Below are 20,731 nucleotides of genomic sequence, written 5' to 3' on the forward strand. Positions count from 1 at the left end.
GTACTGCATGATAATGATAATAATCAATCCTTTTTGGTAGGCCCCTCTTTTAAAGTCCATGTTCAAAAAATGGATGCGGACCACACATTTATTCATTCTGTCTGGTATGAAAAAATGGAAGTGATGCTTAAGCGGCGATTCAGGTCGTACCGTTCATCAAGCAACAAATTAAGAAACTAGAAAACAGATAAAAACGTAAAAATAATGATAAGGCTTAAGCCTTTGGCTTTCATGTTGTCACACTAGTTTCCGCCCTCCCATATTGTGCAGGTAGGAGGGTGAGAAGCATGCCAAATTATCGGATCATCGTTGACATTTCGGATCGCAAACTTTTTCTGTTGGATGGAAACAAAGTGATTAGGGGGTACCCAGTAGGAATAGGAAAAATTGTCACCGCGACGCCGATTGGTCGTTTTAAGATTGTCAATAAAGCTCCGAACCCAGGAGGGCCTTATGGTGTCTTATGGATGGGATTGTCGAAAAAACATTACGGCATTCATGGAACAAATGACCCTTCTTCGATCGGGAAAAGGGTGTCCAAAGGCTGCATTCGCATGCACAATCACGATATAATTGAATTGTCTAAATTCGTTCGAATCGGCACGATAGTTGATATAAGGCAATAAATAACAGCGACAACTAGCATCACAAGGTTTAGGATATAGCGGTGAGAATCCTCCTTATTTCAATGAGGAGATGAATCAACGCCTTCTTTGTACAGATAAAAGACTATATGTAATTAATCTAATCTATATAAATATTGGAATTTCGTTGTATTTGTAATATACTATATGTATGGATAAAAAAGCAAAAATTACTTATGCTAGAACTTGTGTTTATAATGTCAATTATCATATTGTATGGTCTGTCAAATATCGAAGAAAGGTGCTAATCAAGGAAATCGAGAAATATTTAAAAGACCTTTTTCAAGAAATCGCAAAAGAAAAAGGATTTGAAGTGGTCATGATGGAGGTAGGTGAACAAGATCATATTCATGTATTTGCGACCGCTCATCCAAAAGTAGCTCCTTCTTACATTGTAAAAATGTTAAAAGGAATTTCGGGCAGAAAATTGTTCTTAGAATTTCCTGAGATTAAGCAAAAGTTATGGAAAGGGCAACTATGGAACAGCAGTTACTATATTGAAACGATTGGTTCTATTAGTGAAGGAGCGATTAAGAAATACATTGCTATGCAGAAGAAGGGCAGTGAATAACATGATTCGTGCATCGTATTTCATTTATAAACCAAATCAAATGAACGAGATTATCCTTCGTCAGCTATGTTATGCGAGCCGAAAATTATGGAATGTTGCAAATTTTGAAAGACGTAACTGGACAAAAGATAGTGGTATTCCTTATCCTAACTGGTACGATCAAAAGAAGCGGTTAAAGAATCACTTTTGGTACAAGAATCTTCCTTCTCAATCCGCACAAGAAGTTTTGAAGGTGTTACAAGAATCTTGGCAATCATTCTTTGAATTGAAGAAATCGGGAGGGATTGAAAATCCCAAACCTCCACGATTCAAACATCACAATTTCAATGTAAAGTTTCTAAACAATGGTTTTCGCATCGAAGGAAATCGTATTCGATTGTCTATTCCTGCTAAACAAAAGGCTTATTTGCAAGAAACGTATGGGATTATAGAGAAATTCGTTTATATCTCTATCCCTAAACATATAAAAATTCATCATGTGAAAACGGTCGAAGTAAAACCGTTGAAAAATGGGAAGTACAAAATTATTTTGGCACAAAAATACGATGATGTGTTGATGAAGGAACATTCTACAAAGTTTATGTCTATCGACATAGGGATTGTGAACGCTCTTACTTGTTATGATTATAAAGGAAACTCTCATATTCTATCGGGTCGCCAATGGTTAGCGGTTGAACGGTATTTTCACAAGAAAATAGCGCACTATCAAGCTATTTCTGATGCTCAACAGGTAGCCAAAGGAATGAAATACCCGAAGAAATCCAAACGAGTGTTGCAGTTATATCGCAAAAGAAAAGGACAAACGTTTCATATCTTGCATTGTATGACGAAGAAAGTTGTTGATCTTGCAGTTAAGCAAGGAGTTGAAACGATTGTCATTGGAGATATAACAGGTATTCGTGATCAAACGAATTTTGGGAAGAAAACCAATCAAAAGTTTCATCAATTACCGTTTGAAAAGATAGTTCAGATGATCACGTATAAAGCCGAGGAACAAGGGATTTCAGTCGTTAAGCAATCAGAAGAATATACATCACAAACGTGTTCGGTATGTACACCATATCCAGCGAAAGAATTTGCGAAAAGGTCGAATCGTAAGCATCGAGGACTATATGTATGTAAGGATTGTCAAAGTGTAATCAATGCAGATGTGAATGGAGCGATCAACATCAGCAAAAAGTATCTGAAAGGGCTGAAAGCCCAATCAGTAGTGGTGTTGGACACGCCAACTGTGTATACGTTTAATGGACAAAAGTTCATTGCGTAGAACAGGAAGCTCGTCATTTCAATGACGAGTAGTTCACAGACCGTTAAGGAGTGTATTCAAAATCAATTCATCCGAAGCATTCAATCAATATTGTTCGTTTGTTTTGATGACGAAAATTATCATATTTACAAGACGATGATCAGATAGGAAAAAACTCTTTTTCGAATCAATGGCCACCATACAAAAATCATTTATTCGTTGGCGAGCTTTAATTGTAAACAATAAGTTTTTGCGACATATTTATCAAAAACTAAGAAAATATGCAGCGTTGAGACGAAAATATCCATCGCCCGTTTCGTTTATAATGAAACTTTTTCAATGAATGCAGAAATTTCGAAGTCGGAATACAACATTTGATGATTTTCAAAGCGATTAACTTCAAAGGTCGCAATATTCCAAAAAATTTTTTTCATAAAACATCAAGCAATCGGCAGTTGTTTATTTTATGTGAAACGTGCACAGTGAATAAGAAAATACGAACGACTTTGGAGATGAATTCAATGTATTTGAAAAGCCTCGAAATTTTAAGAAATAAAGATATTGATTTAAATAGCTACCCGTTTTCGATTCCTGCAATAAAAAATTTAAAATCCATTTCGTTTCGTTCCAATATTACTTTTTTTGTCGGGGAAAACGGTTCCGGAAAATCAACGCTCCTTGAGGCAATAGCTTATCAGTGTGGCTTTAATACAGCCGGAGGAGGCAAAAACAATAATTTTCATGTAGATGCTTCCGATGCGGCCCTTGGGGAATACATACGGCTGTCATGGATGCCAAAAGTGACGAACGGGTTTTTTTTGCGAGCTGAGACCTTTTATCATTTTGCGTCGTATCTCGATACAATTCCTGAAAGTCTCCCTTATTATGGAGGCCGTTCTCTTCACAAACAGTCGCACGGGGAAGCTTTTCTCTCACTTTTAACAAATCGTTTTGGAAAAAAAGCGATCTATCTGTTGGATGAGCCTGAAGCAGCACTTTCACCTGCTAGACAGCTGACTTTATTAAGAATCATAAAAGATTTGGAAAACGATGCGCAGTTTATTATTTCTACCCATTCTCCCATTTTACTCGGCTATCCAAATGCCCAAATCTTAAATTTTGATGAACATCCGCTAAAGGAAGTAAAATATGAAGAAACTATGCATTATATTATTACTAGGCGGTTTCTCGAAAATAGAAAAAAGGTGTTAAGTGAACTGTTTAACGATTGAGACACAACAGCCTGTATTGGAGATTGAGTCCATTTATATTTTTCATCACATCGCTCATCCTAAAATATTCTGCTTTTGGAGAGGTATAAACAATGAACACAAAAACAAACGCAATGCGAATTCTTGATAAAGAAAAAATACAATACAACGTGATTACTTACGATGTCCAAAAGGGGAAGGTTGATGGGAGTTCTGTTGCACAAATGATTGGCAGAAGCCCTGAATCAGTATATAAAACATTAGTTGCTAAGAGCAGCGTCGGCAACATTTATGTATTTGTCATCCCTGTTGAGGCAGAATTAGATCTAAAAAAAGCTGCGAAAATAACAGGAGAGAAAAAAATCGAAATGCTGCCAGTAAAAGATTTACAAAAATGGACAGGCTATATCCGCGGAGGCTGTTCGCCGATCGGCATGAAGAAACATTACCCGACGATTATCGATTCAACTGCATTGGAACACGAGCATATTATTGTCAGCGGGGGCAAAATCGGCGTGCAAATGGAGCTCAGCGTCAAAGATTTGCAGCAAGTAACAGAAGCGAAGCTGGAAGATGTGACGAATAACAAAAATAGCCGAATTTTATAAGATGTGGTTGTTGTTTTACACTTCGAAAAGAAAGTGAAGGAATTTTACTGAATAAAATAGAAGATTAAGGTGATAACAAGGATAAAGCCTCGTGTTGAAATTCGAAAGAAATGGAGGGCAAGCATAATGGATTTATTCAAAAAGGGATTGGCGTTCGGACTTGGTTTAGCTGTAGCAAGCAAAGAACAAGTGAAAAAGTTTGTAGATGAACTCGTGAAAAAAGGCGAGATATCGATTGAAGAATCAAAAGAAGTTTTTAACCAGCTAATCAAGCGCGGTGAAGAAGAAAAAACTGAACTGCAGCGTCTTGTTCGAGAGCAAGTGGCTCAGGTGATCAACAAACTAGATATAGCAACGAAAGAGGATATCCGAGCACTGGAAGAAAAGATTCGCAAATTGGAAAAGGAAGATGAGTAAAAGAGGACCTGTTAAAAGGTCCTTTGTTGTTGAGGAGGCGGTAAAGTGGTTGGAAAAAGGATGCGGCATATTGGTCGTTATCGGGATATCGCGTCTGCTTTAATTCGAAATGGATTTGGATTCGTCGTAGAGGAAATGGGTATTTCGCAATTTCTTTCTTTGCCGCAAAAAGCTTTTTTTGGCAGAAAAACTGAGCATCATTCCAAAACGATAGGTGAACGGGTAAGGCTTGTATTGGAAGAATTAGGCCCGACATTTATAAAATTAGGTCAAATTGCGAGCACCCGTCCTGATTTGCTGCCGGAGGAGATTATTAGTGAATTGGAAAAATTGCAGGATCGAGTTCCGCCTTTTTCTTTTGATGAGGTGCGTGAGATTGTTCAATCAGAATTGGGCGGTGAAATAGAAAAAATTTTTCGCCACTTTGATCATGCTCCGTTAGCTGCTGCTTCCATAGGACAAGTTCATCAAGCCGTTTTGCATTCGGGTGAAAAAGTGGCTATAAAAATTCAACGCCCTCATATTTCGAATGTGATTGAAACGGACTTAGAAATTCTTCAAGATTTAGCGGTATTAGCGGAGCATAGGCTAAAATGGGCTGCAAAGTATCAGGTCAGGGACATGATTGAAGAGTTTTCAAAGGCTCTTCGTGCTGAGCTCGATTATACCATTGAAGCCCGAAATGCAGACAAATTTTCTAAACAGAGTGCAAATGAACAAGCTGTCTACATTCCGAAAGTGTTTTGGGAGTACTCGACGAAAAGAGTATTAACAATGGAATATGTAGAAGGAATTAAACTAAATGAGATTGAAAAACTAAAAACAAATGGATACCATTTGGATCATATTACAGAAAGTTTATCAAAGGAAATTTTCCGGCAAATATTTATGGATGGTTTTTTTCATGCCGATCCCCATCCTGGAAATGTCATCATTAAGCAGGGCGGAATCATTGCCTTCATTGATTTCGGAATGACCGGCCGGCTTACATCGGACATGAAGCATCATTTCTCATCATTAGTGATTTCTTTAATGAGACAGAGTACGGATGGCGTCATGAAAGCCATTTTGCGCATGGGCATCGTTCCTGAAGATATCGATTTAAAGCAATTGAGAGCGGACATCGAAGATTTACGGGAAAAGTATTACGGTGTTCCGTTACACCAAGTCAGCATCGGTGAAGCTGTGAACGACCTTTTTCGAGCAGCTTTCAAACATTCCATCAAAATCCCTTCTGATTTAACACTATTAGGAAAAACGCTTTTGACGGTTGAAGGCGTGGTCGAAAAATTGAATCCTGATTTTAGAATTATCGATGTTGCTGAGCCTTTTGGTCGCCGGCTGGCAAAGGAGCGCTTGCATCCGAAGTATATCGCTGAAAATGCATGGAAACACGTAACAGATTATACAGAACTGCTAATGGATTTTCCAGCTTATGTAGCAGAGATCGCTTCTTTAATGAAGCGGGGCAGACTCCGCCATGAGATCACGATTCCGGAATTAGATCTTTTTCTGAAAAAACTTGACCGCATCAGCAATCGGTTATCGTTCAGCATCGTGCTATTGGCATTCAGTATTATTATGGTAGGGATTATTATTGGTTCTTCAATGGGAAGGCAATCAACACTGCTTTGGAAAATTCCAGCGATTGAAATCGGTTTTGGCGTAGCAACGCTCATGTTTTTGTGGCTGTTATTTTCCATTTTTAAGTCAGGAAAGTTTTAGTCAAAAAGAGCCGTCCAGAAAGTCAAATCCCCATTGAAAACAAAAAATCATTAACGTCGATATTTCAACGTTTTCTAAAACATTAATTCATATCTCCAAAAGAATTTAAAAAAGTACTTGACTAAATGTAAGAAAGGGGTGTCAATAAGCCGAAAAAACGACTTATTAGACAAGCCCCTTTTATTAAAGCGGAGATGTGATGATAAATGTTTTTTGCCGCTCTTTATAGTATTTCGTACTTTTTATAAAAAGCTCCCAGCTCTCCTTTATAGTTTTTTTGCCAAGGCTTGTCTTTCCCGCAATAATGGATAAAAACAGTATTCTCTTTTATCCACTCCATCCCATGCTTTGCATTTGGAAGCAATTTAATAATTTCATAATATCTTGCATCATAATTGTATCGATAACAATCAACAGGTTTAATTTTATCCCAGTATAAAGCATTGAGCACATCTTGATCAGGAAGGACAAGCTTTAAACGGTTTTCATTAATAAATGCATAAATATCTTCCAATTTTACTTCTTTTCGAATCCGTTCCAAATTCATAAGCAAAACGCCCGTATTAAAATATCCTTTCGCATTCGGGGTTTTAAGCCTTAATTTATTAAAAAGGTTGGCAACTTTTGTAGAATGTGTATGTTCAGAAGCAATAAACAAGCAATTTTCAAAATCACTATAGTAAAAATCTTTGATGGGATTGATTACAACGATGTCGGGATCAAGGTACAGAATTCGGTCCAAATCGTCTGGCAAAAATTGATGGGAAGCTAATCGATAATACATTTCTGATGTATAATGGCGAAAAACGGGTGCATCTTCAAAGAGCTTAGGGTCTACGTATATTGGATATAAACTTTGGTTATGACGTTTTACAAATTGATCCAATTCGTGTAAATCTTGATCGGAAATATTTGAATACATGATATATATCGAAAATTTTTCTTCAATATTATTTTGGAATAATGAATTTAACATAACTTTCAGCGGGGGAATATAATTTGAATTCAGTGTGACAAGAATATTGATCATTTGTACCATCCTCGCAAAAGATCGTAGCAAAATTTTTAAAAGCGTGGATAAAGCCACAGCTATTTAACAAATTACCATCAACGTTTTCATTTTTCAAATAAAATTTGTACGCAGCATTTGTTTTTGTTTAAATTGAATTATAGCATGTTTTTCATTTTTTGAAATATTGACACAAGCTTCTTCAAAAAGGAGGAGTCCTCTTTGACAGAATCAAAACGGGAAAAATTAATGAGAAAGATTGAAAATCATTTGCGAAAAACGGCTAGACATCTAGTGAAAATTGATACGGAGGAAGAGGCATTGCAATTTTTGGCTGATTCCTTCCGCTCCCAGTTTTCATGTGATTTTGTCGGCATCATTTTACAAGAGGGAGAGGAGCTGAGTTTGAAAGTTTGGAGCGGAGATTTGCAGAAAATAACGGAATCCTTTCCGCTGCAGGTTCAAAACTGTTCGCCGAATCTCCTTCACCAAAGCTTAACATATGATAAAGCAGAGCAAGCAGGCGACTGTCAGTTTACCAATTTAATGAAAAAAGAAAAAGTAAAAACGTGGTTTACAGTTCCTCTCAAAGACGATATGAGCAGCTTGGGCTTTTGCATTATTGCCTATCTTGACTACGTACCTCTGTTGGATATGAAGGCACATTTTGATGAATTCGGCAAAGATGTAGCTGTTGCAATTGCAATGGCAAAACAAAAAGAAGCACAAATTAAAAAAATCGAAGGGATCGAGTGGATCAGCAAAAATTTGTCGCTTGATGTGCCGCTTGAAAAAAATATTGAAACACTTGTGGAACGCGCCGGAAAAGGAACTAATGCAAGGATGGCTTGTATTTATTTATATAACGAAAAAGAAAATCATTTTATTTTTCAGCCTCCATCCTATGGTCCATTTGAAAAACCGGAACGGATTAATATTGAAACAAATTATGTTTTAAAGGAATACTTTCCGTTTTTGGATACTCCAGGCGGGTCTGAACTGACCGTTCCATTAATATTTGATTTGAAAACAATCGGTGTGCTTCATGTAGAAGAGAAACAAAAGGGAGTTTTTAATGAAGATGATTTGGAGATATTAAAGCTGCTTTCCAATCATATTGCCGCTATTTTGGAAAATGCCCGTTTATATAAAAACGAAAAGGAGCATAAAGAACGTCTTTACTTTCTGCTTGATTATCAGCACGCCCTCGTGAAAGAAACAGTTGAACATGACAATTTTGACGGTATTACGTCTGCTTTAAGAAGTCTTTTTTCCAAATCCGTCCTTTTGTTCGACCGTTTTATGAGGCCGATTTCTTGTTCCTTCCATCATTATGATTTATCAAATAAAGATGTAGAAAGGCTGATGGGCAGCGGAAATAAAGAGAGATTGATAGAAAACGGAAGGAAACTCTACATCCAATTGGATGACGGGGAAGAGCTTCATTTCCGGCTGTGGAAGGTGAACGGCGGAGGAAATTTGCTTGGGTTTTTGGCTGTCGAAATTGGCGAAAATGACATGGATGAATTTGATCAGCTGACAATTGATTTGGCAAGAAATATTTGTTCGATCCAATTTATCAAGCAGAAGCTTGTTTTGGATACAAAAGAGCAGGTAAAGGATAGTTTTGTCAGCAAATTGCTTGTGGAACGTATAGAGGATCAAGAGCGGATTTTACAATATGCGAATTTATTCCAATGGAACTTATTTCATCAGCACCGATTAGCGGTGTTGTCGATTTTATTAGATGAGAAGGAAACGGAAAACAGTAATTTGCTTGTTCAACAATCTAAAAAAACATTGATTTGGGACCAGTTGAAAACACAAATTTCCCGTTTCAGCAAAGAAATTATCATGGCGACAAACGATGGAAACTATATATTGATTGTTCCGGTAAAAGAAGAAGGCAAGCATCCAAAAAACTATTGGAAAGTATTTTATAGAAATATAAAAAATTGGGTTCGAGAAGGCAATATTGAATGCCAAGTATTCATGGGGATCGGCGGTAAAACTGAAAATTTAAATGATTATTATATTAGCTATCAGCAGGCTATCCAAGCTTTGAATGTCGTGTTTCACAGGTTTCGCCAAAAAGGGTTTGCTTTGTTTGAGGAATTGGGTGCTTACACTATTTTACATCATTTAGATAATAAAGAAGCGGTGGAATTTTTCATCAAAAGGCATCTTGAACCGTTATTGAATTATTCGGAAGGGAAAAGTATGGATTTATTCCATACGCTGCGAGTGTTCCTTTATAACAACGGAAATATTAAAAATTCGGCAGAAGAGCTGTTTATTCATCGAAGCTCCCTCCTTTATCGTCTTGAAAAGATTGAATCGCTGCTGGAAATTGATTTAAATGATGCTGATCATCGATTCAATATGATGATGGCTTATAAGCTTTATGATCTGTATTATTCAAAAACAACTGAAAGAATATAAAAGCGCCGCAGCGTTTTTTCCACAAAATTGTTGATAGAAGAGAAGCTTTTTCCGTATTTTGTAGGTGTTTATTTCATTTTATATTTTCTATAATAATTTACAGAATATTAATAAAGTTATGTTTTTAAAAGGAGTTGTGACTATGACGATATCTAAAGTCGGGGTAGTTGGAGCAGGCTCGATGGGAAGCGGCATCGCCAATTTGGCCGCCATTTCAGGATTTCAAGTTATCTTGCATGATGTCGAACAAAAATTTCTTGATAACGGCTTATCAAGAATAAATAAATTTATGGAAAAAAGCGTTGCAAAAGGAAAAATGACCGAAGAGCAAAAAAAGGAAGTTTTGGAACGAATTCAAGTTACGACAAATTTGGAGGATTTTAAACAGGCTGATATTGTGATTGAAGCTGTTATAGAAGATTTGGAAGTGAAAAAAAGCGTTTTCGCGAAATTGGATCAAATTACATCTGACCATGTGATTTTGGCAACAAATACTTCTTCCATGTCCATAACAGAGATTGCGTCTGCAACGAACAGGCCGGAACGCGTCGCAGGAATGCATTTCTTCAATCCTGCGCAGATCATGAAATTAGTGGAAGTTGTTCGAGGATATAAAACAAGCGATGAAACAGTAGTAGAACTGAAGGAATTTGCGAAAAAGCTGAATAAAGAGCCGGTGGAAGTGAAAAAAGACACTCCAGGATTTATTGTCAACCGTATTATGATTCCGCAATTTATTGAAGCGATTAAGCTGCTCGAAGAAGGGGTAGCTACAGCGGAAGATATTGATAAAGCGGTTACGCTCGGGCTGAACTATCCTATGGGGCCGTTCACACTTCAAGATTTTGCCGGTGTTGATATCGGCTACTACGTAATGGAATATATGAAAAATGAGTTTAATGATAATCGTTTCGCACCTCCAATGCTTCTAAAGCAATTAGTAAGAGCAGGAAGACTTGGAAGGAAAACAGGAGCCGGTTTTTACGACTATGACTAATCATGAGAATGGAGGACTGAAGATGAGCTTGGAATTTTTAACATGCGATATTGAACAGCATGTAGCAGTTGTCACCATCAACCGCCCGCCTGTCAACCCGCTGAATTCAAAAGTATTTAAAGAGCTTGTAACCGTTTTTAACGAGCTGGAAGAAAACAGCCAAGTAAGAGTCATTATTTTAACAGGCAGCGGTGAAAAAGCATTTGTTGCCGGAGCAGATATTAACGAAATGGCTGATCTCGATCTTGTTGGCATGATGAATATGAACCGTGTGTCAAGGGAAGCTTTTTCAAAAATTGAAAACGCATCCAAACCTGTCATTGCTGCCATTAACGGTCTTGCTTTAGGCGGAGGCTTAGAGCTTGCATTGGCTTGTGATCTGCGGATTTGCTCGGAAAAAGCTAAATTTGCTTTCCCTGAAGTCGGTCTTGGCATTATTCCTGGCGGCGGAGGCACCCAGCGTCTGCAAAAAATTGTCGGTCAAGGCATTGCTAAAGAATTACTTTATTTTGGCGACATGTTTGATGCTAACAGAGCGTTGGAGCTTCATATAGTGAACAAAGTTGTACCTGGCGAAGAACTGCTGGCAACTGCCAAACAATGGGCAGAAAAGCTAGCCCAAAAACCGCCTGTGGCTCTTCGTATGCTGAAAATAGCTGTCAATGCTGGCAGCAATGCTGATCTGGAAACAGGATTGACCCTTGAAGCATCTAGTTTTGCCAATGCCTTTTCAACAGAAGATCGAAAAGAAGGATTGAAAGCGTTTGTAGAAAAGCGCAAGCCGGTTTACGTTGGAAAATAATAAAAGCGATACAACCGACTTCATGTAGAAAAGGTTATTTTATATAGAAAAAGTCATCGAACAAATCATGTAATTTCACGAAGTGTCCGATATGAAATGACTCAGGATGCTTCGTGTCTTACATGTTTTGAATATTTGCGTAAGAGGAGATGGCGAAGCAATGAACAATTATTTGTTTTCGGTGTACGAGTTGGTAGAACATACGGTGAAAGCCTATAAAGATAAAGAAGCGCTCTATGACCTGAAAAACAGATTGACCTATGGCGAATTTTTTCAAGAAGCTAATCGGCTGGCTGCGGGTTTGAAAAAGCTGGGGATCAACAAGGGAGATCGAGTCGCTGTTTGCTTGCCAAACTGGAACGAAACAGCCGTTATTTTTGTAGCAGCGGCCAAAATAGGTGCAATTCTAGTTCCGTTTAATCCGAAGTATAAGCATCACGAAGTGGAATACATTCTCAAAAATTCGGAGCCAAAAGTGTTGTTTGTAACGGAACAGTTTGATGAAAACATTGGATTTAAGCAAGCGTTCCAAGTTGTAAAAACTTTGATTTCTGTTCGTTTTGAACATCCTGATCTATTATCCTATCAAGAAGTAGCGTCTTCCGCGTCAGAAGATGCTCCAGCTGAAAAGCTTGATGTCAACAACGATTTGTTTTGTTTATTGTATACATCAGGAACGACAGGCATTCCGAAAGGTGTAATGATTAGCCATCGCGCCATTGTTCAATCAGCTAATATTATGGCTAAAACGATTAGATGTACTGAAAAAGATGTGTTTATCGTTCCTGCTCCTTTATTCCATATTTTTGGAATGGCCGTCAATTTGTTTTGTGCGATCTCTTGCGGCGCAAGAATCATTTTGCAAGAGAAATATCATCCGAAGGAAACATTAAAATTAATTGAACAGGAAAAAGTGACGATCAAACAAGGAGTTCCCGCCATGTTTATAAAAGAATTAGAACAAGAAGATTTTGAAGATTATGACCTTTCTTCATTGCGAGCGGGTATTGTCGGGGCATCACCTATTCCACCAAACAAAGTGAAAGAAATTCGGGAGCGGATGGGAATAAACTTGTGCCAATCATACGGAATTACCGAAACAGGATCTGTTACTGCGACTGACTATGATGAACAGGATGAACGAGTGATATTGGAAACTGTAGGAAAACCGATCGAAGGTGTAAAGCTGAAAATTGTAGACGAAAATCGGCAGGAGCTCCCTCCAGGCGAAGTTGGTGAAATTGCCATCCACAGCTTTGGCACCATGAAAGGGTATTACAAAATGAAGGAACAAACAGAGCAGGTTTTGGATAAAGAAGGATGGTTTTATACGGGAGATCTCGGAGTGTTGGATGAAAAAGGAAACCTTCGTTTCGTCGGGCGAAAAAAAGAAATGATCATTCGTGGAGGCTTCAACATTTATCCGCAGGAAGTCGAGGCAGTTTTAACTAAACACCCTCAAGTTGTCGAAGCAGCTGTCATAGGCTTGCCTGATGAAGTAATGGGCGAATCAGTTTGTGCTGTTATAAAGCTGAAAAAAGGCGCAGCTTGCACAGAGGAAGAATTAAAAGAGTTTGTTAAAGCGCAAATGGCATCATACAAAGTTCCAAACAAAATTATTTTCACAGAAGATTTTCCTGTCACAGCGAGCGGTAAAATTCAAAAGGTAAGACTGAAAGACCAAGTGATGGAAAAATTTAATTTCAATGCGTAAATGGTTCGATGAAAAGAAGAGTTTAAGAACAGCTTATCGGCTGAAACATTGAAACTCCGGCGATTATGATTTGGAAAATATCGGGATATCTTAGGAAGCTGAGCATCCATTCCATATAATGTTTCCTGTTGGTTCCTTTACACTGCCGGCCGGCATTAATTATGTAACTCGTCGTAACGGACAGTTTTGCCATGGTATTGAAGTCATTCATGCGTTTGATGTCCATGCTGCGATTTGGAAGCTGGTTTATTGACTGAATAAACGAGTTATAATTTCCGAAAATTCAGATAAAATAACAATATCTCAAATCTATTATTTTTACTTCCAATCTTTTGAAATTTGAAAACGGTTGCAAAAAATGTTCATAAGCGTTTGATGATTGCATGCTCATTTGATTTCATTTGCGAGATCCGGATTTTCTTAATCTTTTGGCGGCTCCCTGCTTCTATTCTTGTCTTTTTTCGATATTGCAGCAGCAATTACTTACCTTCCATATAAATTGTCGTCTCATGATGAGTTTTTCAGCCGTTATTTCGGCTGGCTCCGCCTCTTTTTTTTGGACGCAAAGGAAAAGTGATGTATGATTTGGAATTTCCCGCTATTCTTTCGTGCCTTTAGCTTTTGTTCTTTCCATTAAGTATGTGATGCCATTATGTTTTGCGCTTCCATTCAGCAAGCTTATACAGATGCCGGTAGTTATGGGGACTGTTTTCAGCTTATTGGAGCAAATGCACTTTTCTTGATTTTGCTCTAATAACAGATGAAGCAGCTTTGGGAGAAAAATGAATGGGTAAAAACAGAGGTGTTATAAAATGGAACAATTTTCAAGTAACCCTTTTTTGAAAAAAGTGATTTCTTTAGATGATATATTTACACCGGAGAATTTTACTGAAGAACATCGCATGATAGCTAGTACTGCATCAGCCTATGTGGAACAAGAAGTTTTGCCTGTTTTGCCGGAAATAGAAAAACAACAATTTGATCAATCGATTGAGCTCTTGAGAAAAGCAGGAGAATTAGGTCTATTAGGATCAGATGTGCCTGAAGAATACGGAGGGCTTGATTTAGACAAAATCAGCTCGGTTATCATCATGGAGGAAATTGGAAAGACGAGATCTTTCTCAACAACATTTGGAGGGCAAATTGGAATTGGCTCCCTTCCGATTGTGTATTATGGAACAGACGAACAAAAGGAAAAATATTTGCCTTACGTAGTTAGCGGCGAAAAAATTGGTGCGTATGCATTGACAGAACCGTCGGCAGGAACGGATGCCTTAAGTATCAAAACGTCAGCACGATTGTCTGATGACGGCAAATACTATTTAATTAATGGCGAAAAACAATTTATTACTAATGCATCTTTTGCAGATTTCTTTATTTTGTACGCGAAAGTGGACGGTGAGAAGTTCACCGCCTTTATTGTCGATAAAAACAGTGAAGGGATTACAATAGGACCGGAAGAAAAGAAAATGGGTTTAAAAGGCTCTTCAACAACACCGGTCATTTTGGAGGATGTAAAAGTTCCGATTGAAAATGTATTAGGGGAAATTGGCAGGGGACATTTGATTGCGTTTAACATTTTGAATAACGGCCGCCATAAAATATCAGCGGCAAGCCTCGGCATGGCAAAAAGAGCATTGGAGCTCGCCGTTCAGCATGTAACAGAGCGGAAACAATTTAATCGGCTGCTGTCGCAATTTCCGTTAATTCAAGAAAAAATAGCCGACATAGCTGCAAAAATATTTACGATTGAAAGCATGGTATATCGTTCTGCCGGCGAGTTGGATCGGGGATATCAGTACTGTAAAGAAAATAATATTCCGTATAGAGATATTTTAAAGCAATTTGCAGTGGAAGCTTCGATCAACAAGGTGTTTGCCTCCGAAGCGCTGGATATCATTGTGGATGAAGCGCTGCAAATGCATGGCGGATACGGTTATATTTCCGAATATGAAGTGGAGCACCTTTACCGCGATTCAAGGATTAACAGAATATTTGAAGGAACAAACGAGATTAACCGGATGATTATTGCCCAAACACTGCTGCAATCAAAAGCGGAATGGCCGGATTTCAGAAAGCTGGATGAAGGTCCATCTGAAGAAATGGCGCAGGAGTGGGAACTGCTGTCCAACTTGAGAAGGCTCGCGGGACAAGCGATGGAAATGATTTTACAGTCATCTGAAAATTATAAGGAAGAACAAGAAATTTTAGCATGGTTGGCAAATTTGGCCATTTCGATTTATGCAATTGAAAGCAATTTATTTCGAGTGGAAAAATTACTTGCAAATAAAGCTCAGAAAAAAATAAAAGAAAAGAAACTATTGGCAAAAATTTTCGCATATGAGGCATCTAGTAAAATCGTGTCAGAAATGTTCAAGTTCAGTGTGTTACACGATGAACAAATAAAGCAGCAACAAGAAAAATTATTTAAAACGATTCAATCAAGCAACAATGATTTTGTTCATGATAAACGATTGATAGCATCTGCCGTTATATCTGCCGGAAATTATTCAGGCATTCACAAGCTATAATCGATTTTTTCTTACGTGGAAGTCCGATAAGTTCCAAAAATAATTCAAGTAGGGCTGTTCAGGAAGTCAATTCTCCATTGAAAACAAAAATCATAAGATCATATATAACGTTTCTAAAACATTTAAGGGGGCGTCAATAAGCCGTAAAAACGACTTATTTGACAGCCCCCTTAATATATTTCGATTTTTGTTTGAAGAGGCTGTCCAAAAAGTCAGTTACCCTGACTTTTTGGAGCCCCTTCATTTTAGGGACTTATCGGACAAACCATTTTTTCTATCTGTTTATATCCTTCAGATGTCTTATGAAGGACTTTTCTTATGCTCTCTTTTTTAATTACGTTCTCCAAACGTTTTATGACGAACATTCAGCACATACAATTGCTTCTTGTTGAACTTCATGACCTATATGAAGGACATTTACAAATTTTATTCGATTATTTTGTCCTTCGCGGTAGTATTTCTCCTAAATCCTTCATTTTAGGAACTCATCGGACAGCTCCTTTCAGCATGTATGAGCTGATGCCGCAATCCCAAACTCAACATATACCTATCGAGCTCCCGCAAAGAAAATCTAGCACCTTGCAGACGCGAGGAGCATTCAATTTAAAAAAATAGCAAAGGTATTTTATTTGTCCCGCATAGAGGAACAAATGAGTGACGAATAAAGAAAAAATGCCATTATAATAGAATCATAGTAAGCGTTTCCATTAATCAATCCATCCATTTCATTTATGTAAAGGAGAGATATGTCATGAGCAACAAGCGTACAGTTGTCGTTGTAGGCGCCGGTCCAGTTGGCCTTGTAGCAGGATTGGCACTTAAAAAAAGAGGAATTTCTTCTGTCGTGATTGAAGCAGAGCCGAAAGGGCGGCCAAGACCTGGAAGCCGAGCAATTTATATTCATAACGCAACGTTGAAGCTGCTTGAAAGCATTGATGAAGGACTTGGTTTTGAAATTGCGAGAAATGGTGTTGTCTGGCCGATAAAACGCACGATTTATAAAGGGAAAGAAGTGTACGTAAGAAATTACGGTGTGACGGATACTAGTGATCCGACAACGCTTCCGCCATTTACGTCATTACATCAAAATCATATTGAATCGATTATATATGATTATTGTGAAAAAGCCGGCGTTGAATTTGTATGGGATACCCCTGTGAAAGAAGTGATTTCAGAAGAAGACGGCATTAAAGTGGTGACAGAAAAAGGGGATGTTTGGGAAGCGGAATATGTGATTGGTTGTGACGGCGCTCGTTCTGTCGTCCGTGAAACAGCAGGATTAAAATTTGAAGGGCCAAGAACAAAAGATACATTTCTTGTCGTTGATGTTGAAGAAGATGAAAATGATCCGCTGCCGCTTGAAAGGGTTTTCCACTATCAGCATCCGGCAATGGGCGGGCGGAATGTGATGTTTGTACCGTTCAAAGGCGGGTGGAGAATCGACCTTCAACTGCTAGAAGACGATAATCCAGATGAATATTCAGAAGTGGAAGGAGTAAAAAAATGGCTTCCGAAAGTTATGGATCCTAAATATGCAGAACGGATTACGTGGGTATCATCATACAGATTTCATCAAGTTGTCGCCAATTCATATACAGACGAAAAACGAAGAGTTCTGTTGGCAGGAGAAGCTGCCCACTTATTTGCACCATTTGGTGCTAGAGGGCTGAATTCGGGGGTTCCTGATGCTTTAATTGCTGTTAAAGGAATTGAAAAGGCTCTTGATGCTTCAAGCGAAGAGAAAAGACGCGAAGCGATTGAAAAAGCGGCAAATGAACGGAGAATTGCAGGCTTGTGGAATCGCAACAGCTCTTCGACTGCATTGCATCACCTGCAAGGAAATTCTCCAGAAATGAATTTAAAAAGGGAAATTGCTGCATCTTTAACAGCCATTGTGCCGAAATTAGGAAGATGGCTTGATGAAGGCCCTTATGGCCCGAAATTTGGTCCGCCTGAATTAACAACAAAATATTAATCGCTTTTGATTTTATATAAAGGGGTGGAAAACATGTCAATTACGCTCATTGAGAACCATGCTTCATATGATTTCAAGCATGAACGAGTCAATCAAATGGCGGATCGTCTGCTAAACATTAACTGGTACCAGCATGTCGGAACAATTCATGATGACGTCCAGAATAAAGCAGAAAAATTTTTGCAATCACTGAATATAGCAAATTACGAAATTAAGTGGATTTCAAAAGATGAAATTGGAAATATATACGATACCATTCGGTTAACTAACAGCTCTTTATGGGAAGCATTGAAGGTGCTGCCTGACAGGCTGAAAGAGAAAATTGATCAATCCGGACAAGAGGAAATTTTGAACGAAATCGTCTATCACTTGCCGGAAGCTGTATTTCATGAAGTCTATAAAGGTGCCTTCAAAACATTTTCAGATGAATCATTCATTCGGTTTTTAGTTGGCCATGCCATGTACATCAGCGTGTTGGCATGCGCATGGGAATTGGTTGCAAATATAAACGAATGGGGAGAAAATCCATTTACCTATTTAGTTGATATTTTAGAAATGGGACATATTCCATTAGGTTCAAACAACCAAACATTTTATATCATGTAGGGGTTCCATATGTGTGCGGCAGCCATATTTTCGTGCGAACAGCATGTAAAGGAATCGCTGAAGCTGTTAGATGCACCGCATGTCATAATATTAAGTCATTACACAAAAAAGAAATGCAAATTTTGTCAGAAAAAAGCCGTTTTTAAGTTTGAAGAATAAAATTATGCAAAATAGCAGCCTTGTCTTCTTACAAATGAAGCAAGGCTGCTTTATGTGCGCCCGGCATGTACATGAACTATAGGGTGTAAGTCCCGAACCCCGAAGACAGAAGTAGAGGTTAGCTCAACGAAAGGGTGTCCGTGGTGACGCGGAATCTGAAGGAAGCTGGAGGCAAAACACCGGTCCGAGGAACACGAACCTCATATAAGGCTAGGTATGATTGAGTGAGTTTGCATAACAAAACAAAGCTCTTTCTGTCGAAGGTCATATCGAGTAAATGAGGCGGATAGATGGTGTGAAAGTGCATGTACTTACCCGGGGAGGTCTGGCGGATATGTGAAGTACTCTTCATAACCTACTTAGTGATAAGTAGCTGAACCGTCAGAAGTCAGCAGAGGTCATAGTATTAGTTGGTCTAGAACAACTAAGAAGGACCGAACAATTAAGAGAGAATAGCCCTTGGCATTCAGTGAGTCATGATGAACACAGAAAACGTAGTACCTCACTTGAGGGAGGAAGCGGTGAATCCCGTGGGAGATCTCTTGGAGGGTGGAGTGACCACTGGCATAAAGAGAACAGCTATTCACGGAAGTTATAAAGACTTGCGTCAATTATCTTAATTGAACCGCCGTATACGGAACCGTACGTACGGTGGTGTGAGAGGACGGGAGTTAATCGCTCCCTCCTACTCGATTTTTTGGAGATAAGAAAATCTTCATCCTTTTCTAGCTATACGGAAAACGTTTTCAAAAATATATATGTGTTTATCTTTTTTTTCGATTGTCCACAACCCTTCTCGCTTTCATTGTAAAGCGAGGCAGCTCGTTGTCTGGAACTTTTTCAACTTGAATTCTTAAACCGACTCGTTCTCTTAATTTTGTTGCGAGGATAGGGACGATTTGTTCAGAATCGGATTCAATTTCCACTTTGATTTGATCCATCTCATTTTCTGTGTAGTACACGATGCGAAATTCTTTCACTTCTTTGAATTCGCGAATAATGGATTCGATGGAAGACGGGTAAATGTTAATGCCCCGTATTATGACCATATCGTCTGCGCGGCCGAGAATTCCTCCAGGGAAAAATTGATAGGAATTGCCGCATTCACATTGCTGATCAGACCGGATCACGATATCGCCTGTCCGATAGCGAATAACCGGATAGCTTTCTCTTCCTAAATTGGTTAATACTAATTCTCCTTTTTCACCAACTTCCACCGGCTCCAACGTGTTAGGATTGATCACTTCTACAATAAACTCCGATTCATTGACATGAATCCCTTTTTGTTCTGAACAAGAATAACCGTATGCTCCCATTTCTGTCATGCCTACGTGGTCATATAAAACGGCTCCCCACAAACTTTCAATTTGCTTTCGTGTAGAAGGGACAGAGGCTCCAGGTTCACCAGCCGTAATGATTTTTTGGACAGGGCCATTTTTAATATCAATGCCGTTTTCTTCCGCTACTTCCGCCAGATGTAAAGCGTAGCTTGGAGTACAGACTAGTACTGTTGCTCTGTTTTCTATCATGCTTCTCAATCGCTCAATCGAAGTTTGGCTGCCGGATGAAATCGAAAGGGCGCCTAATCGTTTTGCTCCTTCAAATGCAGCCCAAAATCCAATAAAAGGACCGAACGAAAAGGCGAAAAATACTCTGTCTTTTTTCGTAACTCCGCTGGAGCGATAAACTTCCAGCCAGCATGTTTCCCACCATTCAAAGCTTTTTTTTGTATCTAAAATTTTCAGCGGTTTCCCTGAAGTGCCGGAAGTTTGATGGTATCTTACATATTCCTCTAAAGGGTATGAATGGTTTTTGCCGTATGGAGGATGATTGTTTTGATCATCGACCAATTCCTTTTTCATAGTGAAAGGAAGCTTTTTCATTTCTTCCAAAGATTGCAGCGGAAGCTTTAAACCGGCAAGTTTTTCTTTATAAAATTCATTATGATTCAAAACAAAATGTAACAATCGATTCAATTTTTGCAATTGCAGCGACCTAAGTTCGTTTTCTTGTGTTTGTACTGTATGAACCATGAATATTCCTCCCTTTTAGACTTGTGGCTAGTTTCTTATCA

General features: G+C 38.5%; 16 protein-coding genes. 14 read left to right on the forward strand and 2 right to left on the reverse strand.

All coding sequences use genetic code 11. The features are described from left to right. Positions 1 to 287: 287 nt before the first annotated feature. The 7 genes from NSR00_RS15400 to NSR00_RS15430 all read left to right on the forward strand — a co-directional run bounded on the left by NSR00_RS15400 (position 288) and on the right by NSR00_RS15430 (position 6,422). Complete coding sequence (locus NSR00_RS15400) at positions 288 to 626, forward strand: L,D-transpeptidase (RefSeq protein WP_063389226.1); 339 nt, start codon at positions 288 to 290, stop codon at positions 624 to 626. A gap of 169 nt (positions 627 to 795) precedes the next feature. After that, positions 796 to 1,215, forward strand: coding sequence for an IS200/IS605 family transposase (gene tnpA / locus NSR00_RS15405; RefSeq protein WP_340734271.1), 420 nt, complete (start codon positions 796 to 798; stop codon positions 1,213 to 1,215). A gap of 1 nt (position 1,216) precedes the next feature. Beyond that, positions 1,217 to 2,482 (forward strand): RNA-guided endonuclease InsQ/TnpB family protein, encoded by a 1,266-nt coding sequence (locus NSR00_RS15410; RefSeq protein WP_340789871.1) that lies wholly within the window; start codon positions 1,217 to 1,219, stop codon positions 2,480 to 2,482. A gap of 500 nt (positions 2,483 to 2,982) precedes the next feature. Next, positions 2,983 to 3,693 (forward strand): AAA family ATPase, encoded by a 711-nt coding sequence (locus tag NSR00_RS15415; RefSeq protein ID WP_063389224.1) that lies wholly within the window; start codon positions 2,983 to 2,985, stop codon positions 3,691 to 3,693. 92 nt (positions 3,694 to 3,785) lie between these two features. Next, complete coding sequence (gene ybaK, locus NSR00_RS15420) at positions 3,786 to 4,280, forward strand: Cys-tRNA(Pro) deacylase (protein WP_340789690.1); 495 nt, start codon at positions 3,786 to 3,788, stop codon at positions 4,278 to 4,280. A gap of 126 nt (positions 4,281 to 4,406) precedes the next feature. Beyond that, positions 4,407 to 4,697 carry a phasin family protein gene (locus tag NSR00_RS15425; protein WP_339198839.1) on the forward strand — a complete coding sequence of 97 codons (291 nt, stop codon included), beginning with the start codon at positions 4,407 to 4,409 and terminating at the stop codon, positions 4,695 to 4,697. A 45-nt stretch (positions 4,698 to 4,742) separates the two neighbouring features. Beyond that, positions 4,743 to 6,422: an ABC1 kinase family protein gene (locus NSR00_RS15430; RefSeq protein WP_340789692.1), complete on the forward strand. Its 1,680-nt coding sequence runs from the start codon at positions 4,743 to 4,745 to the stop codon at positions 6,420 to 6,422. Between the two features lie 223 nt (positions 6,423 to 6,645). Here NSR00_RS15430 and NSR00_RS15435 read toward each other — a convergent pair whose 3' ends face one another. Further along, on the reverse strand, positions 6,646 to 7,452 hold the full coding sequence (locus NSR00_RS15435) for a glycosyltransferase family 8 protein (protein ID WP_066248838.1): 807 nt from the start codon (positions 7,450 to 7,452) through the stop codon (positions 6,646 to 6,648). 201 nt (positions 7,453 to 7,653) lie between these two features. Between NSR00_RS15435 and NSR00_RS15440 the strand changes: the two genes are divergently transcribed. The 7 genes from NSR00_RS15440 to NSR00_RS15470 all read left to right on the forward strand — a co-directional run bounded on the left by NSR00_RS15440 (position 7,654) and on the right by NSR00_RS15470 (position 18,498). Beyond that, positions 7,654 to 9,873: a helix-turn-helix domain-containing protein gene (locus NSR00_RS15440; RefSeq protein WP_340789694.1), complete on the forward strand. Its 2,220-nt coding sequence runs from the start codon at positions 7,654 to 7,656 to the stop codon at positions 9,871 to 9,873. Between the two features lie 142 nt (positions 9,874 to 10,015). Further along, on the forward strand, positions 10,016 to 10,870 hold the full coding sequence (locus tag NSR00_RS15445; protein ID WP_063389218.1) for a 3-hydroxyacyl-CoA dehydrogenase family protein: 855 nt from the start codon (positions 10,016 to 10,018) through the stop codon (positions 10,868 to 10,870). Positions 10,871 to 10,892: 22 nt separating this feature from the next. Continuing rightward, positions 10,893 to 11,672 carry an enoyl-CoA hydratase/isomerase family protein gene (locus NSR00_RS15450; protein ID WP_130158386.1) on the forward strand — a complete coding sequence of 260 codons (780 nt, stop codon included), beginning with the start codon at positions 10,893 to 10,895 and terminating at the stop codon, positions 11,670 to 11,672. 160 nt (positions 11,673 to 11,832) lie between these two features. Next, positions 11,833 to 13,386: a class I adenylate-forming enzyme family protein gene (locus NSR00_RS15455; RefSeq protein ID WP_340789697.1), complete on the forward strand. Its 1,554-nt coding sequence runs from the start codon at positions 11,833 to 11,835 to the stop codon at positions 13,384 to 13,386. Positions 13,387 to 14,198: 812 nt separating this feature from the next. Then, a complete protein-coding gene (locus NSR00_RS15460) occupies positions 14,199 to 15,917 on the forward strand; it encodes an acyl-CoA dehydrogenase family protein (protein ID WP_340789698.1) in 1,719 nt (572 codons plus the stop codon). 751 nt (positions 15,918 to 16,668) lie between these two features. Then, positions 16,669 to 17,892: an FAD-dependent oxidoreductase gene (locus tag NSR00_RS15465; protein WP_340789700.1), complete on the forward strand. Its 1,224-nt coding sequence runs from the start codon at positions 16,669 to 16,671 to the stop codon at positions 17,890 to 17,892. A gap of 33 nt (positions 17,893 to 17,925) precedes the next feature. Further along, positions 17,926 to 18,498, forward strand: a complete 573-nt coding sequence (locus NSR00_RS15470; RefSeq protein ID WP_340789702.1) for a hypothetical protein — start codon at positions 17,926 to 17,928, stop codon at positions 18,496 to 18,498. Positions 18,499 to 19,421: 923 nt separating this feature from the next. Here NSR00_RS15470 and NSR00_RS15475 read toward each other — a convergent pair. Continuing rightward, positions 19,422 to 20,690 (reverse strand): phenylacetate--CoA ligase family protein, encoded by a 1,269-nt coding sequence (locus NSR00_RS15475; protein WP_339198847.1) that lies wholly within the window; start codon positions 20,688 to 20,690, stop codon positions 19,422 to 19,424. Positions 20,691 to 20,731 lie beyond the last annotated feature (41 nt).

This window comes from Aeribacillus sp. FSL K6-8394 (assembly GCF_038008865.1).
Classification (GTDB): Bacteria; Bacillota; Bacilli; order Bacillales; family Aeribacillaceae; genus Aeribacillus; species Aeribacillus composti.

What these genes read in the sequence shown, in the direction of transcription:
- ybaK (WP_340789690.1), top strand. Translation starts at nt 3,786, where the DNA reads ATGAACACAAAAACAAACGCAATGCGAATTCTTGATAAAGAAAAAATA.
- NSR00_RS15410 (WP_340789871.1), top strand. Translation starts at nt 1,217, where the DNA reads ATGATTCGTGCATCGTATTTCATTTATAAACCAAATCAAATGAACGAG.
- NSR00_RS15470 (WP_340789702.1), top strand. Translation starts at nt 17,926, where the DNA reads ATGTCAATTACGCTCATTGAGAACCATGCTTCATATGATTTCAAGCAT.
- tnpA (WP_340734271.1), top strand. Translation starts at nt 796, where the DNA reads ATGGATAAAAAAGCAAAAATTACTTATGCTAGAACTTGTGTTTATAAT.
- NSR00_RS15445 (WP_063389218.1), top strand. Translation starts at nt 10,016, where the DNA reads ATGACGATATCTAAAGTCGGGGTAGTTGGAGCAGGCTCGATGGGAAGC.
- NSR00_RS15450 (WP_130158386.1), top strand. Translation starts at nt 10,893, where the DNA reads ATGAGCTTGGAATTTTTAACATGCGATATTGAACAGCATGTAGCAGTT.
- NSR00_RS15475 (WP_339198847.1), bottom strand. Translation starts at nt 20,690, where the DNA reads ATGGTTCATACAGTACAAACACAAGAAAACGAACTTAGGTCGCTGCAA.
- NSR00_RS15400 (WP_063389226.1), top strand. Translation starts at nt 288, where the DNA reads ATGCCAAATTATCGGATCATCGTTGACATTTCGGATCGCAAACTTTTT.
- NSR00_RS15415 (WP_063389224.1), top strand. Translation starts at nt 2,983, where the DNA reads ATGTATTTGAAAAGCCTCGAAATTTTAAGAAATAAAGATATTGATTTA.
- NSR00_RS15455 (WP_340789697.1), top strand. Translation starts at nt 11,833, where the DNA reads ATGAACAATTATTTGTTTTCGGTGTACGAGTTGGTAGAACATACGGTG.
- NSR00_RS15465 (WP_340789700.1), top strand. Translation starts at nt 16,669, where the DNA reads ATGAGCAACAAGCGTACAGTTGTCGTTGTAGGCGCCGGTCCAGTTGGC.
- NSR00_RS15435 (WP_066248838.1), bottom strand. Translation starts at nt 7,452, where the DNA reads ATGATCAATATTCTTGTCACACTGAATTCAAATTATATTCCCCCGCTG.
- NSR00_RS15460 (WP_340789698.1), top strand. Translation starts at nt 14,199, where the DNA reads ATGGAACAATTTTCAAGTAACCCTTTTTTGAAAAAAGTGATTTCTTTA.
- NSR00_RS15425 (WP_339198839.1), top strand. Translation starts at nt 4,407, where the DNA reads ATGGATTTATTCAAAAAGGGATTGGCGTTCGGACTTGGTTTAGCTGTA.